Raw genomic sequence first — 15,945 nt, 5'->3', positions numbered from 1 at the left:
CCTACACCTCCTTCCCTATAGTGCGTGCCAGAAAAGTGACTTCTTCCATCAATCTATAAAATTTCTCCGGTTTCAGAGATTGCATACCATCAGACACTGCTTTCTCCGGTTCAGGGTGTACTTCGACGATAACACCGTGGGCACCCACAGCCACTGCAGCTCGTGCTAAAGGTATCACGTATCTCCAATTACCGGATGCATGACTGGGATCCACTATAACGGGTAAGTGACTCAATTCCTTAAGTACCAAAACGGCACTTATATCTAGTGTATTGCGGGTAGCCGTTTCGAACGTCCGGATGCCTCTCTCACAGAGAATCACCTGGCTATTCCCTGAGGAAAGAATGTATTCTGCTGACATCAAAAGCTCTTCGATAGTAGTCATCATACCTCTTTTCAAAAGGACAGGCTTTCTTGCCATTCCCACTCTCTTTAGAAGGGCAAAGTTCTGTACATTCCTTGCTCCTATCTGGATGATGTCTGCATATTCCTCGACCAGGTCAACATCAGTGGTATTTACCACTTCTGTAACCACAGGTAACCCAGTGCATTCACTCACTTTCCTGAGAATGATCAATCCTTCCTTTTCCATACCCTGAAAACTATAAGGCGAAGTTCGTGGTTTGTATGCGCCTCCTCTCAACAGATGAGCACCCGCTTTCTTCGCTACGTAAGCACATTCCATGAGCTGTTCCTCACTTTCGACGGCGCAGGGACCTGCGATCACTGTAAATCTGTTGCCCCCGATTTGGATGTCCCTCACCCTTACAATTGTATCCTCTTCTTTGAACTCCCGACTGGCGAGTTTATATGGTTTCAGAATTGGCATCACCTTCTCCACACCGGGCATAATGCTGAGATACGTCAGATGATTCTGACCTCTGCTATCCCCAATGGCACCAATGATGGTTCTCTCCACTCCCCTCGATAGATGGGTCCTGTAACCAACGGACTCTATCCACTCAATAACTGTGTTAATCTGTTGTTCCGTAGCGTTTTTCTTCATTACAATAACCATGGATCACCTCCACGCCTGCCGGGACCCTTACACTCCCTACGACCAGAAAAATTAAAAGGCCGTGGGGAGTTTTCCTCTGCCCACGGCCTTGGTTTTTTCTTTTAGCTTACCTTACGTTAAAAACCTCGGGGCGCAATGGGCAGACCTCCCCACGTAAAAATAACCAAACCAAAAATAGCGTGTTGAAATGAGTTGCGGTCTATCCATCGCGCATCCTTTAAATTTATTTCATTTTAGTAAAAATATAAATGCATGTCAATAAATTTTCACTAAACGCTAAATCCCAAATATCCTCACCCTCCGGTAAACCTTGGTGCCCGCTTTTCCAGAAAAGCATGCACACCCTCTATATAATCCGACGTGTAAGACGCCCTAATCATACCCATTCTCTCCAACTCGAGCTGTTTTTCCAGCAGACCAAGCATAGCCTGGTTTAAGTTTTCTTTCGCTATTGCAAATGCCGTTGAAGGACCTGTAGCTAGTTTCCGCGCAACACCTTTAACCGTACTTTCAAGCTCCCCATCCTCCACCACTTGATGTACCAGGCCCCATGCAAGGGCTTGTTGAGCATCAAATACAGGATCCAAAAGCAGTAATTCCGTAACCTTACCAAAACCAATGAGAAGAGGAACAAGTAACGACCAGCCGCCATCACCCGTCATTCCAATGGAAGTGTAAGCCTGGCGGAACCTAACAGAAGAGGCACATATCCTCAGATCACATGCAGCTGCCAGACTAAATCCCGCTCCTCCTACAGCTCCATTTATGGCTGCAATAACAGGTTTGGGCATTTTCCTAATGGTAAGTATAACGATATTAAGTCTCTTTATAAGCTGCCTAAAAGGCTCCGAAGGATCAGATTCAAAGTATTTCTTAAAAAACGTTATATCACCGCCAGAACAAAAAGCCTTTCCTTCGCCAGTTATAATCAATACTTTTATCGAAGGATCTTTAGCGCAGTTTTCTATTTCCGCCTCCAGCTCTTCTCCAATCGCGTCGTTTAATGAGTTGAAGGCCTGCGGTCTATTTAGGCGTATAGTCTCCACACCGGCTTCAACTTCAACGATGATGTTTTCATAACCCATGGTACCCTCCTTTTTATTATTTCCTTTTTCTGTATTTCATAAGCACGTTGGCACCTATAACTATAAGCAAAACAGGAAGTAGATACTTACCCAGCATGTAGATTTCTATGCCAAAACCTTCTGTGAGAAGAAAAATAAATCCAACAAAGAGGATTATCCAACCACCAATATCTTTTACATGCTGTATAAGAACACCAATCGCAATTATGATCAGAAGCACGGGCCAACTGTGACCGAACGACCATATGTGGGTGTTATTGAGAATGATAAGAACACCCAAGGTAATCAGAATCATCCCCCCCGTGATGATGTTGAACTTTTCTCTTTTATCCATGACCACCCTCTCAACGTATTCTACTTTTCCATTCCTTTCAAGAAAGGCCGGAATAAATCTATGGGAATGGGGAACACTGTAGTGGAATTGTTTTCTGAAGCTATATGACTCAGTGTTTGGAGATACCTCAACTGCACTGCAATGGGTTCCTTGGCCATTAAAGAGGCAGCCTCCAACAACCTCTGTGCGGCTTGATACTCACCCTCCGCATTAATTACCTTAGCTCTTCTCTCCCGCTCAGCCTCTGCCTGCTTTGCCATAGCCCTTTTCATCTCCTCAGGAAGATCTATATGTTTAACCTCAACGAGAGTAACCTTTATCCCCCATGGATCGGTACTCCTATCCAGGATTTCCTGAATATGGAGGTTTATCTTTTCTCTCTCCGAAAGAATTTCATCCAGCTCGACTTGACCACAAACACTTCTGAGCGTTGTTTGTGCTAATTGTGACGTGGCATACAGGAAATTTTCCACCTCTGTTACTGCAAGATTAGCATCCACCACCCGAAAATAAACGACCGCATTGACCTTTATGGACACGTTGTCCCTGGTGATAACATCCTGGGGTGGAACATCCATGGTTATGGTCCTCATATCCACCTTAACCATTTTATCAACAATGGGTATCAGAATTATGAGTCCGGGCCCCTTCGTATCTATTAATCTTCCCAAACGGAACACTACAGCCCTTTCATACTCGTTGAGAACCCGAATGGCAGAGGCCAAAAAAATAACTACCAACAAGACCAAAATGGTAACTGTGTACACCATAATATTAACCCTCCCTCATAACTGCTAAATTTTTTACTAATTCCACTTAATGCTGGGATTTTCCATCTTTTGGCAAACCTTCCACCCGTAGGCGCAAGCCCTCCACAGCTGTAACTCTCACCTTGTTTCCTTTGTTAATAGGCTTATCACTGAAGGCATTCCAGTACTCTCCTTTGACGAAAACCCTACCTTCCGTATGTACATCAGTAATTGCCAGACCTTCAGTACCAATCATACCCTCCTTACCTGTCAGACGCTTTCTCCTCTGGGCCCTAATGACAAGAAATATAACTGTCACAAAAAAGAGAGAAATCATAACCAAGGCAGGAATCATAACCTTCATAGAAACCCTAAGTGCTGGTTCTGGTGATTCAAATAGCATAAGAGAACCAATAATCAAAGAAATTATGCCACCTACGGTCAATATGCCATGGCTTGCAACCTTCATCTCTGCGATAAAAAGGATTATGGCTAGTATGATAAGCAAAACGGCAGCATAATTCACGGGCAAGGTTTGCATTGCGAAAAAGGCTAGTATAAGTGAAATACCTCCTATTACCCCGGGGAGAATAGCTCCAGGATGGGAAAACTCAAAATAAAGTCCTGCGAGACCGAGGAGAAACAAAAGATACGCGATGTTGGGATCACTTATCGTGGCAAGAATTCTATGCCTTGTTCCCATTTTCTTTTCTTTCACCACGGCTCCTGCAGTTCTCACAATCTTCTTTTTCTCTCCAATCTTAACAGCTCGACCTTCAATCTGCTTCAACAGATCTTGTAAATCCGCCGCTATTATGTCGATAACTTGCCTCTTAAGAGCCTCCTCAGCGGTGATAGAAGCACTTTTTCTCACAGCTTTTTCCACCCAATCCTCATTCCGCCCCCTGCTCTTTGCAATACCCCTGGCATAGGCGGCAGCATCATTTTCCAACTTCTCCATCATAGTTTTGTCGAGCTTGCCGAAACCCACAGCAACTGGATGAGCTGCACCTATATTAGTTCCCGGTGTCATGGCAGCAATATGAGCCGCTACTGTTATAATAACTCCTGCCGATGCTGCCCGTGCTCCCGCAGGGTGCACGTACACTATAACAGGCAGTGGTGCTGCCAGGATACCTTTAACTATATCCCTCATAGCGAGATCCAACCCTCCAGGTGTATCCAGAACCACAATCAAACCTTCCCTTCCTTCTTTTGCGGCTTCTCTGATGCTGGTTAACATGTACTCAGCTATCGGTGGTGTTATAGGCCCACTCACCGATATCACGTCAAACACCGGTTTCGCGTCATCACAGACAGCCGATTTAAGAGGTATCAGAACAACGGCAAGGAATAAAATCCACAGTAATACACTTCTAGAATTTGTCATTGAACCTTACCTTCGCGAATACGCTTCATTACTAGTTGCATATCCTCCCAAACGTACCTCTTGGCCGCAGGATTACGGAGAAGATAGGCGGGATGATAAGTAGGCATGAGGTCTATTCCTTTGTACGAATGGAAGCGACCACGCAGAGCTGTAATGGGTACTTCTGTTCTCAGAAGTGTGCGGGCAGCGATGGATCCAAGGGCACAAATTACCTCTGGCTTTATGACTTCCAGTTGCCGAATGAGAAATGGTTCACAGGCGCTTATTTCATCGGGTAGTGGATCCCTGTTATTAGGCGGTCTGCATTTCAAAATATTGCAAATGTAAACCTCATCCCTCTTCATCTTCATAGCCTCAATTATTTTGGTTAAAAGTTGACCCGCCTTACCCACAAAAGGTCTTCCCTGTTCGTCTTCCTCAGCCCCTGGGGCTTCTCCGACAAATACCAGTCTTGCCTTGGGATTCCCCTCCCCAAAAACGATGTTTTTACGATACCGATGAAGTTGGCAGCGGCGACAACACTCCAGATCAACCTTTATATCCTCAAGAGTTTCCTCAATGCTCTCGACCAATCTACCCCGGGGTAAAAAACTCTTCTCAATCCGGGGATCCATAAGCCAAGATTTCAAAGAAACAACAATTTCCAAGAGCTCCTCTTTATAGCTTTTCATAGAACATCCGTCGAGCTAAAAGGATATCTTTTAGCTCACCCATCGATTATGTTCTCCTCTCAATGAGCATTTTAACACGATCCAATATAGCATTAGCCACCTCAATCTTTGGCAACAAAGGCAAAGTTTCCACTGAACCATCCCTCATAACTATTTTCACCACATTGGTATCACTTTGAAAACCGGCACCTGGTACGCCCAGCTCATTTGCCACTATCAAATCCATTCCTTTGTTTTTCAACTTCTGTAATGCATTTTCTAGAAGATTCTCCGTTTCCATCGCAAAACCAACCACGATACGATTACCTTTCCGTTTCCCTATCTCCCCTATGATGTCCGGATTGCGTTCCAACGTAAGTGTTAGAGGTCCCGATCTTTTCTTTATCTTCGAGGAAGCCGCCACAGCCGGTCTATAATCTGCAACTGCAGCCGCTTTTATAACCACCGTGGCATCGTCAAGATTCTCCAACACAGCTCTGTACATATCCCTTGCGCTTTCCACATTCACCACCCGTACACCCTGGGGTGCCTCCAGAGATGTAGGCCCACTTACAAGAACAACTCTCGCCCCCCGTCTTCTCGCTGCCCTAGCGATTGCATATCCCATCTTACCCGAAGAATAGTTGGTGATAAACCGAACTGGATCAAACGGCTCTCTCGTGGGTCCCGCCGTAACCAGAATCCTTTCTCCAGTTAGGTCCTTTTCCGTTGTATGATAAATTATCTCTTCCAGTATCACGTTCGGTTCCGGTAGACGCCCTTTGCCTTCTACCCCGCAAGCGAGTTCTCCCACAACAGGTTCAATAATGTAAATTCCCCTTTTCCGGAGTATTTCCAAATTCTCTTGCAGGGCTGAATTCTCGTACATAGCCACATTCATGGAAGGACAGATTATTACAGGACACTTAACGGCCATCACTGTGGTGGTTAAGAGATCATCAGCGATACCAGCGGCAATTTTTCCGATCACATTCGCCGTCGCAGGGGCAATAACGAAAAGTTCAGCAAAATCAGCAAGAGCAATATGATTAATGCCGGATCTCTCCCCTGCAAACATGTCATCCAAAACAGGATTACCAGAAAGTACTTGAAATGTTAGAGCTGTTATGAATTCCTTAGCATTTTTCGTCATTACAACTCGGACATTGAAACCCTCACGATAAAGCAAGCGGGTTAATTCGGCCGCTTTGTAAGCTGCGATCCCTCCACAGATACCAAGTAAAACATTTTTCTTTCTCGCATTCATTCTTTATTTCTCCAAAAATGGTTACAAAATTCATAGTAACAAGAAGACCCCCAGATATCAAGAGCTCTTTCTAAAAACCTTGCACACCCCAAATTTTTCATTAAAACATCGATGACCCAAAAAAAGCAATTCACCAAAATAGTAGTTCCATGTGTAACCGGTTTATTTTTCTCAGTGTCTATAATCGGATGGTACATAACCATCTAGATCCCGCTAAACCCACAATGAGGAACCAAAGATTATCAATTAATGTACAGGATTCGACGGGTAACGAGAGCACTTCATCTGAACCTTACTGAATCCTTGAAACTACTCCACTAAGTCACGGGATGGCCCTCCCAGAAAAGTGCCTAAATTTCGAAGTATATCTTCTTCCGTAAATAACAATGGATTCTACATTTTCTGATACATAATCTACCCCATGGCAGATTTTGGAGACCGGTGACCTTATGCATGTGGTCGGCAAAAACACAGATCTCAGTGTTCGACCTTGCTTATGCACCATTGCTCCTGTGGAAGCGGCCAACAGCCTAAAGTATAAGAGGGGAAAATAGAACCCCACGGTTGGTATGAGGCGATCATCAAACTATTCGCAACTAATCTATGGGACATGTAGTTGATCCTAAGGATTGGTGGAACCCTCATTGGATAGAGGACAACGTTAATAGCAAGATCAAAAAAAGAACGCTGCTAGCTTTTGCTAATATCGCGGTGATTTACCGCAACTTCGTAATTCTGCTCTGAGAAGTAAGAGAAAAGCTCGTTTGCTATAACGACTGAACGATGCTTTCCACCGGTGCATCCCAGGGCGATCGTGATTCTCATCTTGCCTTCCTTCTCATAGAGTGGCATCAGATAAGACATCATATCGAACAACTTTCCGATAAATACCTTTGCGTCTTCAGATTCCATAACGAATTCCCTCACTCTACTATCGTGACCATCAAAATTCCGTAGTTCTTCAACAAAAAAAGGATTTGGCAGAAAACGGACATCAAAGATTATATCCGCATCAGAGGGAATACCAAAACGATATCCGAAGGAAACAATATTAACAAAGAAAGGACGTCTGCTTTTCTCATCGCTGAAAATCCTCTGAACAACATCTTTCAGTTGATGTGTATTGAAAGAAGTGGTATCGATCAACTTATCTGCAATCTCTTTCAGAGAAGCAAGTTTCTCCCGTTCTATTCTGATACCTTTTACAACAGAACCTCTACAAAGAGGGTGTAGACGCCTCGTCTCGTTGAACCGGTGGATAAGTGCATCGTCGCTAGCATCAAGAAAGAGAATTTCAACACCATAACCTTTCTCTTTCAATTTTTTGAATATCCCTGGATACTTCTCCAGAAAACGGCGCTCCCTAAGATCCATTACAACAGCTAAGCGGGAGATCCGATCAACAGCTTCGGACTGAATTTGGATAAAACGGGGTAGCAAAACGACAGGCAGGTTATCAACACAGAAAAAACCTATGTCCTCGAGCGCTCTAAGTGCAGTGGTTTTCCCTGACCCGGACATTCCGGTAATAATCACAACTTTTATTGGTTCCATGAAATTACTCACGAAAATTAGGCGATCTCAGAATAATAATTTGCTTACGTGCTAACTGAGCTCATCCCTTGCCTTGATTATGCTGTATATATCTCCACTACCCGGTGCCGATAAAAGTTCCTTTCTAAAACTCTCATCCTTCAACATCCGGGATAGCTTGGCCAGAACTTTAAGATGCAGACCTACAGAGTTTTCAGGTGCAAGGAGGAGAAAAAAAAGGCGGACAGGTCTCCCATCCATAGCATTGAAGTCGACCCCTTGTTTGCTTCGGCCAAAAGCAAGGAGAATTCTGTCTAATCTGCTTAACTTCCCATGAGGGATTGCTATCCCATCACCGATGCCCGTACTACCCAATTTCTCTCTCTCCAAAAGCACGTTTACCACTTCATCGATGTCAAGATCAGGGGCGATTGACAAAAGAGTTTCGGAAAGTTCATAAAGAACTTCCCGTTTAGTAGCGGCTTTCATATCATCTAGGATGCATTTCCTATCTAACATCTCCGCGATTTCCATAAATACCCCCGCGAGGATATTAACCTACGGTTTGTATCATCATATAATGTCCGTCGTCCCGTTTGTACAGGACACAAACCGCTTCTGTTGACGCATCTCTGAACACCACGAATCGATTCTTTGACGTTTCCAGCTTCATTATAGCATCCTCATGTGACATAGGTTCCAAAACTATCCGCCGCGTCTCCACAATTCTCGATTCACCCTCCATTTCTCTATCCGGTGAGGACAGCCCTTCTGCCAGGGTATTACGGTTTGTAACCTTATAACCTCTCACTTTCTCCCTGTGTTTTTTGAGCTGACGCTCTATCTTTTCCACAGCCTCATCAATGGCCAACACCATCTCTTTGGCTTCCTCTTTTGCAAAAAACATCAAACCATCATCGGAAAGATTGATCTCTGCCACATTCCTAAATTTTTCCACAGACAGAACCACATGAACATCCACAGGTCCACCAAGGTATTTAGAAAGCTTTCCCAAACGTTCCTCCACGTATTTTCGGAACCAGTCTTCGCTTTCTATGTTTTTAAATGTAAGTGATATTTTCATCTGAACCCTCCATTAAACTATCTCGAAGAAAGGTGCCTATATTTATCTCCGATATAAAAGTCAAACATTATCTTAAAGTAATCCTCTTTCTTTTTGATGATGGGAGAATGTTCATCATCTCTCTATATTTAGCAACTGTTCTCCTCGCTATATTAACACCCCGTTTCTTGAGCGTCTGGGCTATTTCACTGTCACTCAACGGTTTCGCAGGGTCTTCTTCACCTATGATGCGACGTATTTCCTCCATAACGCTTTTTGAAGCAACAGGCCCTCCACCACTCATAGGAAGACCACTACTGAAAAAATACTTCATTTCAAACACCCCAAAGGGCGTTTGCATATACTTGTTAGTTACCACACGGCTTATGGTTGATTCATGCATTCCCACATCTGAAGCCACATCCCTCAACACTAGGGGTTTTAAATATTGAATCCCCTTTTCAAAAAACTCCCTTTGGAATTTCACGATACTCTCCGCCACTCGGTATATCGTTCTCTGCCGCTGCTGGATACTCTTTATCAACCATGTAGCCGATTGAATTTTTTCCTTTATGTACTTTTTACCCTTCTCTGCATCCGGACTGTTATCTATGAGACCGGCCATGAGTTCCCGGTAGTAATTACTGATCCTCAATCTCGGTAAACCATCCTCATTGAGGACTATCTTGAAATCATCACCAGATTTAATAACAAAAACATCCGGAATTATCGTCTGAACCCTCTCTTCCTGGAACATCCGCCCCGGCTTAGGATCCATATTACTTATGATAGAGACAGCCTCAAGAACTGCCTTCACAGAAACTTTGAGTTTTTTCGCAATAATTGCGTAGTTTTTTGTCTCCAGATCCTTAAGGTGTTCCTGGATTATTCTTCCCACAAGCCCCTCACGAATACCCAGTGCTTCCGCCTGGATCAGAAGACACTCCTTAAGATCCCGAGCTGCAATACCTGGGGGGTCAAATCCTTGAACCTTCCTTAAAACTTCCTCCACTTCATCTACACCCACACCCTCTTGCTGCGCTATTTCCTCGACAGTCACCACAAGATAACCATTTGGATCGAGATTACCAATTATCTGAGCTCCTATCCGCATCTCCCTCTCAGTAAAAGGCGACAACCTAAGCTGCCACATCAGATGGTCCAACATGGATGGGCTTTTTGTTAAGAAGTTATCCCATGCTTTTCTCTCTTCCTCCTCCCGCTCGTAGGCCACCCCAACAGGACCGAAATCTTCGAGATAACTTTCCCAATCAAACTCGTCCTTACCATCACCCTCTCCAGTTATCTCTCTTGTCTTTTCACTTACAACTACATCTGTCTTTTCTACAGCTCCCAAATCAACCAGACCAGCTTCTTCCGAAATCTCATCTTCTGTAGGTGTTTCTTCCAGTACTGGATTCTCTTCCATCTCCCTAAGAATCACTTGTTCAATCTCCAAACGGGAAAGCTGAAGCAGCTTTATCGCCTGTTGGAGTTGAGGTGTCATTACCAACTGCTGGGATAATTTCAGGTTTTGTTTTAGTTCGTAAACCATCTCTCCTCTACACAAGAACGAAATTGTCTCCAAAATAGATCTTCTTTGCCCGTTCACACCGGACAATCTCGTCAGGTTCTCCTTCCACAAGCACCGTTCCCTCGTGTATTATATAGGCCCGGTCACAAACAGCCAAGGTCTCCCTGACATTGTGATCTGATATCAAAACACCAATCCCCCTGGATTTCAATTTTTCTATAATTCGCTGAATTTCAGACACCGCGAGTGGATCGATACCCGCAAAAGGTTCATCAAGCAGCATGAATCGAGGTTCGGTCACCAAAGCTCGTGTAATCTCTACCCTTCGTCGTTCACCGCCAGAGAGTGAATAAGCGTAATTTTTTGCCAAACCAACAAGATCGAGTTCTCCAAGTAGTTCCTTCAACCTTCTTCTTCGCTCTTCCCGGGATAAGTCCAGAGTCTCGAGGATCGCCATTATATTATCCTCTACTGTTAGTTTCCGGAAAACCGAGGGTTCCTGAGGAAGGTAGTTCAATCCCTTCCGTGCCCGCTTGTACATAGGCGTTTCACTAAGGTCCTCTCCATTAAGTATGATTGTACCCTCGTCCGGCCGTACAAGCCCCACAATCATGTAAAATGTTGTCGTCTTTCCCGCCCCATTCGGCCCTAAAAGACCAACCACCTCACCTGGAGCTACTCGCAAACTTACACCATTGACCACTTTTCGACCACCGTACACCTTTAAGAGCTTCCTAGCCTCTAAGAGACCATTACATTCACTGCTTCTCACCGTTACCTCACAAAACCCCGGACACCTTCCCTTTTGGATGGTATCAACACAGCTGTTACCCTTCTATCATTGGAAAACGCCTCGACCTTCCCTCTTTTCTCCCCAAGGTAAAAAGTAATTTTATCCCCTTTTATGACATTCTCCCCATCCCACATCAGCGCATTTCCTGTAACTTCCACTACTTGATTTCCGGGAATATAAATTGCGGTATCACCTGATATCAACCGCCGGTCGTTTATCAATCTAACCTTCCCCTTAGCTACAATCCTCTCCAACTCCGCACCACTTTCAATACTTAACCCAATATCCACTTTTTTCTCCTGTGACTTCTTTCTGTAAAAGAGGGAGATACTTTCTGCCCTTAAGATACGGTCACCATGAATAGCTTGGGCGTTCCCGGTAAAGATTACCGCTTGATCTTTTTCAAACACCTCCATCTTATCGGACGTAACAGTTATTGGAATACTCTCCGAATCCCCCTCCTTCACTCCAGCTCCATACGTTGTGTCACAACCTATCAACCTGAGTAAAAGCAGGGTAAAAACAAAACCAAAACATAATGATAATCGCAAAGCTCTCACCGTCATTACTGGCTCTTCACCGTTGCTTTTACATTACCTTTCACCACAATGGACCTTCTTGCTAGATCCACAATCAGTCCTGACCCTCTAATCCTAACCTTTTCGCTATCCACTTTTACAGGTGAATCAGTAAGGATCCTCTTTTCCCTCACTCTGTACCATACATTGTCTGTAGTTATCCTTTCTCCTCTATCCGAAGTGAGAAGTACGTTTCCTTTCAGAAATATATCTCGCGTCTCCCTAAATATCTTCCCTTCATCACCCCTTAACACATAAATACCACCGTCGGGCATCAGAAGTTTCGCAGAAACCTTCTCCAGACTAACAACATTTTCCTTCTGCAGAAATTTAGCCACCGCTGCCTTGACCTCCCATCGGCTTCCACCTTTAACCGTCTCCGTAAACACAACGTCCCTAAAGAATACGTCATACTGCCCGTTCAAAGGCTCTGGAGTGACAACATCTTCCCGCTGCTTATAAAGAAAAAAAACTGCCAATGCAGAAACAACAAGAACGGTTACTAGAACCAGTACAACCCTACTCTTATTTTTTGTAAGTATAACACCCCTTACGTAATTAAGCAAACCTTCAATAGAAATCATATTTCTTCTCTATACCAGCCCAATACCCCTGGGCCTTAAGAATCATTTCGCAGACCTCCCTGACGGCACCCCTACCCCCCCTTTTCTTAGTAATGTAGTGAGCAACATTTTTGACCTCATGCTGTGCATCCCGCACAGCAACAGCAAAACCAACGCGTCTTAAAACAGGTACATCGACAATATCATCCCCGACAAAAGCCACCTGGTCGCCAGCCAAACCTTTGTCCTTTAAGATTTCCTCAAATACCTTCAATTTGTCCCAAACTTTCTGATACACTTCCTTCACACCTAGATCCTTTGCTCTGTGTTCTACAACTGGCGCCTCCCTACCTGTTACGAAAATAACCTCGATCCCATGCCTGATAAGCATCTTTATCCCATGCCCGTCTCGCACATCAAAAAATTTCAGTTCTTCGCCCCTGTCATTCATAACTATACGTCCATCAGTTAAGACCCCATCAACATCGAGCATCAATACCCGCACATTCCTCAATCTTTGAGCAATATCATCCCGCATAGAAATTGACTTACTATCAGCCATCTCTACCTACCTTTTCTCTAACGACTGCGTCTATTTCCAAAATTACCGACAAAAGTGATTCTAACTCATCAAGACGAACGGAATTAGCCCCATCGCAAAAGGCCTTATCAGGTTCGGGGTGAACCTCCATAAAGATACCGTCAACACCAGCCGCAACCCCAGCTCTTCCCAGAACGGGTACCATATCGCGCTCACCACCAGAACAATCTCCAGCGCCCCCCGGTAATTGAACACTGTGGGTAACATCGAAAATCACAGGGTATCCAAATTTTCTAATGATTCTCAGTGAACGCATATCTGCCACTAAATTATTATAGCCGAATGTTGTCCCTCTTTCCGTAATCATTATATTTTCGTTTCCCGTGTGCTTAACCTTATCGATTATATGAACTACGTCCCAAGGGGCCAGAAACTGTCCCTTTTTGATATTCACAACTCTTGAAGCCCGAGCAACTTCCATGACAAAATCCGTTTGGCGACATAGAAACGCTGGGATCTGAACCACATCCAAAACCGCAGCCGCACGTTCTATCTCTTCAAACCGGTGAACATCAGAAATAATAGGGATTTTAAGGTCTTCCTTAATTCCGATAAGAATCTCTAACCCTTTGTCCAGACCAGGACCCCTAAAAGACCGAAACGAGGTCCGGTTTGCCTTATCGTAAGACGCTTTGAAAATAAACGGCATATTCAATCGGGTCGTGATCTCCTTTAGGGCAAACGCGATTTCCCGTGTTCTTGACGCATCCTCAATCACACACGGACCGGCGATTAAAACGAGAGGTTCATTACCCCCTATTCTAAAGGTTCCCATATCGATTTTCTTCATGATCCCTTACTTTGCCTCTCCTCCAATAACTTTATACGCAGAACCGGGATGCGTCGCATCGCCTTTACCGATTCTGGATTGTACTCGTACGCCTTAACATAACACTCTAAAGCTTCTCGCACCATCCCTTTTTTCTCATAAGCCTCACCCAAACTCACCCACAAGCTGTCATCCTCCGCATCAATACAGAGTGCTTTTCTGTAAAACTCGATCTCTCTGTCAATATCACCTTTCAACCCGTACAATCTACCCAGATTCCAGTAATATGACGCTTTGTTTGATCCTCGCTTTAGCAACTTTTCGTAAATTCTTATGGCATCATCGTAGCGGCGTTCATCGATGTAGAAAGAAACCAATTGCATTAGTATTTCCTCAGGGGGATTTTTACCTGCGTATCTCTCAAAAAAACTAATTCCCCTTTTGCTCTTACCTAATCTTTCGTAAATCCTGCCCAAACTGGACAAAACTTCTGGTTCTCGAACCCCCATACTTACCGCTTTTTCATACATAGATGCAGCCTTTTCATAGCGCCTCAACTCGCTGTATGCCTGAGCTGCCTTAACGTAAGCCAGCGGGGTTAGCCCGTACTTTCCCATAACCTTTTCATAATATCCAACGGCCTGACCGTAATTTTTGCGTTTCATCTCCATGTCAGCCAACTTCAATAGCGTATCTTTATCGTCTGGTCTCAACTCAAGCGCTTTTTTAAAAGATCGATAAGCTTCCTCCATCTTTCCCTGCTTCTCTAGCGCCAGGGCCAGGTTGTAATGAACAACAGCGTTTGCGGGATCTAAATTTAGGGCTTTCTGATAGCTCTCTATCTCCGCCGCAACATTCCCCTTAGCTCCATACGCTAAACCAAGGTTGGCGTACACGGCGGCATCTTTCCGCTTACTGGCGACTCGTTCATACAGATTTATAGCCCCATCGTAATTCCTCAACTTTATATAGACGGAAGCAAGGGCAGCCATGACATCCAACGCCTCAGGATCACTTTTCAGCACCAGAGTGTACTGCTCCGCCGCTTCATTCCAACGATTCACAAATTCGAAGGTCTCAGCAAGAAGGATACGAATAGTCCTATTATGCGGTGCTAGTTGCAGAGCTTCCTGGTAGTAGTGGATAGCCTGCTCCCATTGACGCATATTTCTATAAGCCGTCGCCATACCCGCAAGGGCCATCTCATCTCTAGGATTCATGGAAACAAGTTTTTTAAAATGAAGAATTGCCTCTTTGTAATCACCCCTCGACATCTCCGCCTCAGCAAGAGCCATGAGAGCACCCCTATCATCGGGGCGGTCCCGCAATACCATTTTTAACTGTTTTGTCGCCTCTTCAAGCTGACCCTCTTTAACATATAACGAAGCCAGCAACTTGCGCAGGTCAGACCTGTCGGGATCTCTCTCGAGTAGTTTTTTTAGGTATTCAATCTGGTCCTTTACGTCTTTCTGTACTCCTGCTGCATAATATACGATATCTTGAGGTTTTATAACTACCTTCACCGTCAAAAAACCAATTTCTCTGCCACCATGCTTCACAGAAATCCTGAAGAATCCTTCAGAAAATGTACCCCCTGCTTTTTCCAATGACAACTCCATGCTCTTTTTCACAAAATCGATCCCCTTCAGTAACCTTCCAACACAATCACCATCCACTAAACCTGGAACTTCCACCCGCACATCCCCACCGAAAAGTACATCTGTTACCACCCCTTTTATGACAAACTGATCATTAGATGAGATCTCCAGTGGATCTTTCAGATCACTCTTGAACTCCAACCCATTTTTCTCACCGTATAGAAAGTAAACCGTCGGGGCTCTTCCTAAAAACGTGGATGAAAAGGCACCAACCATTCGTTTCAACGAAAGATTAAAATCAAGAGTTCCCGCAGAAAATAAAACGAGGACTGAGACCGTGAAAGTCACCACAACCAAAACAAAGATCAAAAATACCCTTATTAACTTTACATTACCTGAAAACTTCAACCACTTCATAAC

General features: G+C 44.3%; 17 protein-coding genes. All 17 read right to left on the bottom strand.

Features of this window, described 5'->3' with window-relative positions; genetic code table 11:
• Nucleotide 1: 1 nt before the first annotated feature.
• A complete protein-coding gene (gene aroF / locus N2317_03200) occupies nucleotides 2–1,018 on the bottom strand; it encodes a 3-deoxy-7-phosphoheptulonate synthase (GenBank protein ID MCX7816508.1) in 1,017 nt (338 codons plus the stop codon).
• Nucleotides 1,019–1,311: 293 nt separating this feature from the next.
• Nucleotides 1,312–2,103 carry an enoyl-CoA hydratase-related protein gene (locus N2317_03195; GenBank protein ID MCX7816507.1) on the bottom strand — a complete coding sequence of 264 codons (792 nt, stop codon included), beginning with the start codon at nucleotides 2,101–2,103 and terminating at the stop codon, nucleotides 1,312–1,314.
• A 16-nt stretch (nucleotides 2,104–2,119) separates the two neighbouring features.
• On the bottom strand, nucleotides 2,120–2,437 hold the full coding sequence (locus tag N2317_03190; protein ID MCX7816506.1) for a DUF5668 domain-containing protein: 318 nt from the start codon (nucleotides 2,435–2,437) through the stop codon (nucleotides 2,120–2,122).
• A gap of 20 nt (nucleotides 2,438–2,457) precedes the next feature.
• Nucleotides 2,458–3,207 carry a slipin family protein gene (locus N2317_03185; GenBank protein MCX7816505.1) on the bottom strand — a complete coding sequence of 250 codons (750 nt, stop codon included), beginning with the start codon at nucleotides 3,205–3,207 and terminating at the stop codon, nucleotides 2,458–2,460.
• A 46-nt stretch (nucleotides 3,208–3,253) separates the two neighbouring features.
• Complete coding sequence (locus tag N2317_03180; GenBank protein MCX7816504.1) at nucleotides 3,254–4,576, bottom strand: nodulation protein NfeD; 1,323 nt, start codon at nucleotides 4,574–4,576, stop codon at nucleotides 3,254–3,256.
• The gene (locus tag N2317_03175) at nucleotides 4,573–5,247 is read right to left on the bottom strand and encodes a uracil-DNA glycosylase (protein MCX7816503.1); all 675 of its coding nucleotides are present in this window, start codon (nucleotides 5,245–5,247) and stop codon (nucleotides 4,573–4,575) included. The genes N2317_03180 and N2317_03175 overlap by 4 nt, the downstream gene beginning before the upstream one ends.
• A gap of 46 nt (nucleotides 5,248–5,293) precedes the next feature.
• Nucleotides 5,294–6,493 (bottom strand): bifunctional phosphopantothenoylcysteine decarboxylase/phosphopantothenate--cysteine ligase CoaBC, encoded by a 1,200-nt coding sequence (gene coaBC, locus N2317_03170; protein MCX7816502.1) that lies wholly within the window; start codon nucleotides 6,491–6,493, stop codon nucleotides 5,294–5,296.
• A gap of 690 nt (nucleotides 6,494–7,183) precedes the next feature.
• Nucleotides 7,184–8,047 carry an RNase adapter RapZ gene (gene rapZ / locus N2317_03165; GenBank protein ID MCX7816501.1) on the bottom strand — a complete coding sequence of 288 codons (864 nt, stop codon included), beginning with the start codon at nucleotides 8,045–8,047 and terminating at the stop codon, nucleotides 7,184–7,186.
• A 51-nt stretch (nucleotides 8,048–8,098) separates the two neighbouring features.
• Nucleotides 8,099–8,560, bottom strand: coding sequence for a PTS sugar transporter subunit IIA (locus N2317_03160; GenBank protein MCX7816500.1), 462 nt, complete (start codon nucleotides 8,558–8,560; stop codon nucleotides 8,099–8,101).
• Nucleotides 8,561–8,579: 19 nt separating this feature from the next.
• Nucleotides 8,580–9,110 carry a ribosome-associated translation inhibitor RaiA gene (raiA, locus tag N2317_03155; protein ID MCX7816499.1) on the bottom strand — a complete coding sequence of 177 codons (531 nt, stop codon included), beginning with the start codon at nucleotides 9,108–9,110 and terminating at the stop codon, nucleotides 8,580–8,582.
• 67 nt (nucleotides 9,111–9,177) lie between these two features.
• Nucleotides 9,178–10,644 (bottom strand): RNA polymerase factor sigma-54, encoded by a 1,467-nt coding sequence (gene rpoN / locus N2317_03150; GenBank protein ID MCX7816498.1) that lies wholly within the window; start codon nucleotides 10,642–10,644, stop codon nucleotides 9,178–9,180.
• A gap of 7 nt (nucleotides 10,645–10,651) precedes the next feature.
• Nucleotides 10,652–11,395 (bottom strand): LPS export ABC transporter ATP-binding protein, encoded by a 744-nt coding sequence (lptB, locus tag N2317_03145; GenBank protein ID MCX7816497.1) that lies wholly within the window; start codon nucleotides 11,393–11,395, stop codon nucleotides 10,652–10,654.
• Between the two features lie 2 nt (nucleotides 11,396–11,397).
• Complete coding sequence (locus tag N2317_03140) at nucleotides 11,398–11,982, bottom strand: hypothetical protein (GenBank protein MCX7816496.1); 585 nt, start codon at nucleotides 11,980–11,982, stop codon at nucleotides 11,398–11,400.
• Nucleotides 11,982–12,578 carry an LPS export ABC transporter periplasmic protein LptC gene (gene lptC, locus N2317_03135; GenBank protein ID MCX7816495.1) on the bottom strand — a complete coding sequence of 199 codons (597 nt, stop codon included), beginning with the start codon at nucleotides 12,576–12,578 and terminating at the stop codon, nucleotides 11,982–11,984. The genes N2317_03140 and lptC overlap by 1 nt, the downstream gene beginning before the upstream one ends.
• On the bottom strand, nucleotides 12,565–13,119 hold the full coding sequence (locus tag N2317_03130; GenBank protein ID MCX7816494.1) for an HAD-IIIA family hydrolase: 555 nt from the start codon (nucleotides 13,117–13,119) through the stop codon (nucleotides 12,565–12,567). The genes lptC and N2317_03130 overlap by 14 nt, the downstream gene beginning before the upstream one ends.
• Nucleotides 13,112–13,948 carry a 3-deoxy-8-phosphooctulonate synthase gene (gene kdsA, locus N2317_03125; protein ID MCX7816493.1) on the bottom strand — a complete coding sequence of 279 codons (837 nt, stop codon included), beginning with the start codon at nucleotides 13,946–13,948 and terminating at the stop codon, nucleotides 13,112–13,114. The genes N2317_03130 and kdsA overlap by 8 nt, the downstream gene beginning before the upstream one ends.
• The gene (locus N2317_03120; GenBank protein ID MCX7816492.1) at nucleotides 13,945–15,942 is read right to left on the bottom strand and encodes a tetratricopeptide repeat protein; all 1,998 of its coding nucleotides are present in this window, start codon (nucleotides 15,940–15,942) and stop codon (nucleotides 13,945–13,947) included. The genes kdsA and N2317_03120 overlap by 4 nt, the downstream gene beginning before the upstream one ends.
• Between the last annotated feature and the right edge of the window lie 3 nt (nucleotides 15,943–15,945).

The organism is Syntrophales bacterium (assembly GCA_026417625.1).
Lineage (GTDB): Bacteria > Desulfobacterota > Syntrophia > Syntrophales > UBA8958 > JAOACW01.
The sequence above is the reverse complement of the archived record's forward strand: the minus strand, read 5'-3'. Positions and strand labels throughout refer to the sequence as shown.

What these genes read in the sequence shown, in the direction of transcription:
- N2317_03190 (MCX7816506.1), bottom strand. Translation starts at nt 2,437, where the DNA reads ATGGATAAAAGAGAAAAGTTCAACATCATCACGGGGGGGATGATTCTG.
- N2317_03195 (MCX7816507.1), bottom strand. Translation starts at nt 2,103, where the DNA reads ATGGGTTATGAAAACATCATCGTTGAAGTTGAAGCCGGTGTGGAGACT.
- N2317_03130 (MCX7816494.1), bottom strand. Translation starts at nt 13,119, where the DNA reads ATGGCTGATAGTAAGTCAATTTCTATGCGGGATGATATTGCTCAAAGA.
- N2317_03140 (MCX7816496.1), bottom strand. Translation starts at nt 11,982, where the DNA reads ATGACGGTGAGAGCTTTGCGATTATCATTATGTTTTGGTTTTGTTTTT.
- N2317_03180 (MCX7816504.1), bottom strand. Translation starts at nt 4,576, where the DNA reads ATGACAAATTCTAGAAGTGTATTACTGTGGATTTTATTCCTTGCCGTT.
- N2317_03120 (MCX7816492.1), bottom strand. Translation starts at nt 15,942, where the DNA reads ATGAAGTGGTTGAAGTTTTCAGGTAATGTAAAGTTAATAAGGGTATTT.
- rpoN (MCX7816498.1), bottom strand. Translation starts at nt 10,644, where the DNA reads ATGGTTTACGAACTAAAACAAAACCTGAAATTATCCCAGCAGTTGGTA.
- N2317_03175 (MCX7816503.1), bottom strand. Translation starts at nt 5,247, where the DNA reads ATGAAAAGCTATAAAGAGGAGCTCTTGGAAATTGTTGTTTCTTTGAAA.
- coaBC (MCX7816502.1), bottom strand. Translation starts at nt 6,493, where the DNA reads ATGAATGCGAGAAAGAAAAATGTTTTACTTGGTATCTGTGGAGGGATC.
- rapZ (MCX7816501.1), bottom strand. Translation starts at nt 8,047, where the DNA reads ATGGAACCAATAAAAGTTGTGATTATTACCGGAATGTCCGGGTCAGGG.
- kdsA (MCX7816493.1), bottom strand. Translation starts at nt 13,948, where the DNA reads ATGAAGAAAATCGATATGGGAACCTTTAGAATAGGGGGTAATGAACCT.
- raiA (MCX7816499.1), bottom strand. Translation starts at nt 9,110, where the DNA reads ATGAAAATATCACTTACATTTAAAAACATAGAAAGCGAAGACTGGTTC.
- N2317_03185 (MCX7816505.1), bottom strand. Translation starts at nt 3,207, where the DNA reads ATGGTGTACACAGTTACCATTTTGGTCTTGTTGGTAGTTATTTTTTTG.
- N2317_03160 (MCX7816500.1), bottom strand. Translation starts at nt 8,560, where the DNA reads ATGGAAATCGCGGAGATGTTAGATAGGAAATGCATCCTAGATGATATG.
- aroF (MCX7816508.1), bottom strand. Translation starts at nt 1,018, where the DNA reads ATGGTTATTGTAATGAAGAAAAACGCTACGGAACAACAGATTAACACA.
- lptC (MCX7816495.1), bottom strand. Translation starts at nt 12,578, where the DNA reads ATGATTTCTATTGAAGGTTTGCTTAATTACGTAAGGGGTGTTATACTT.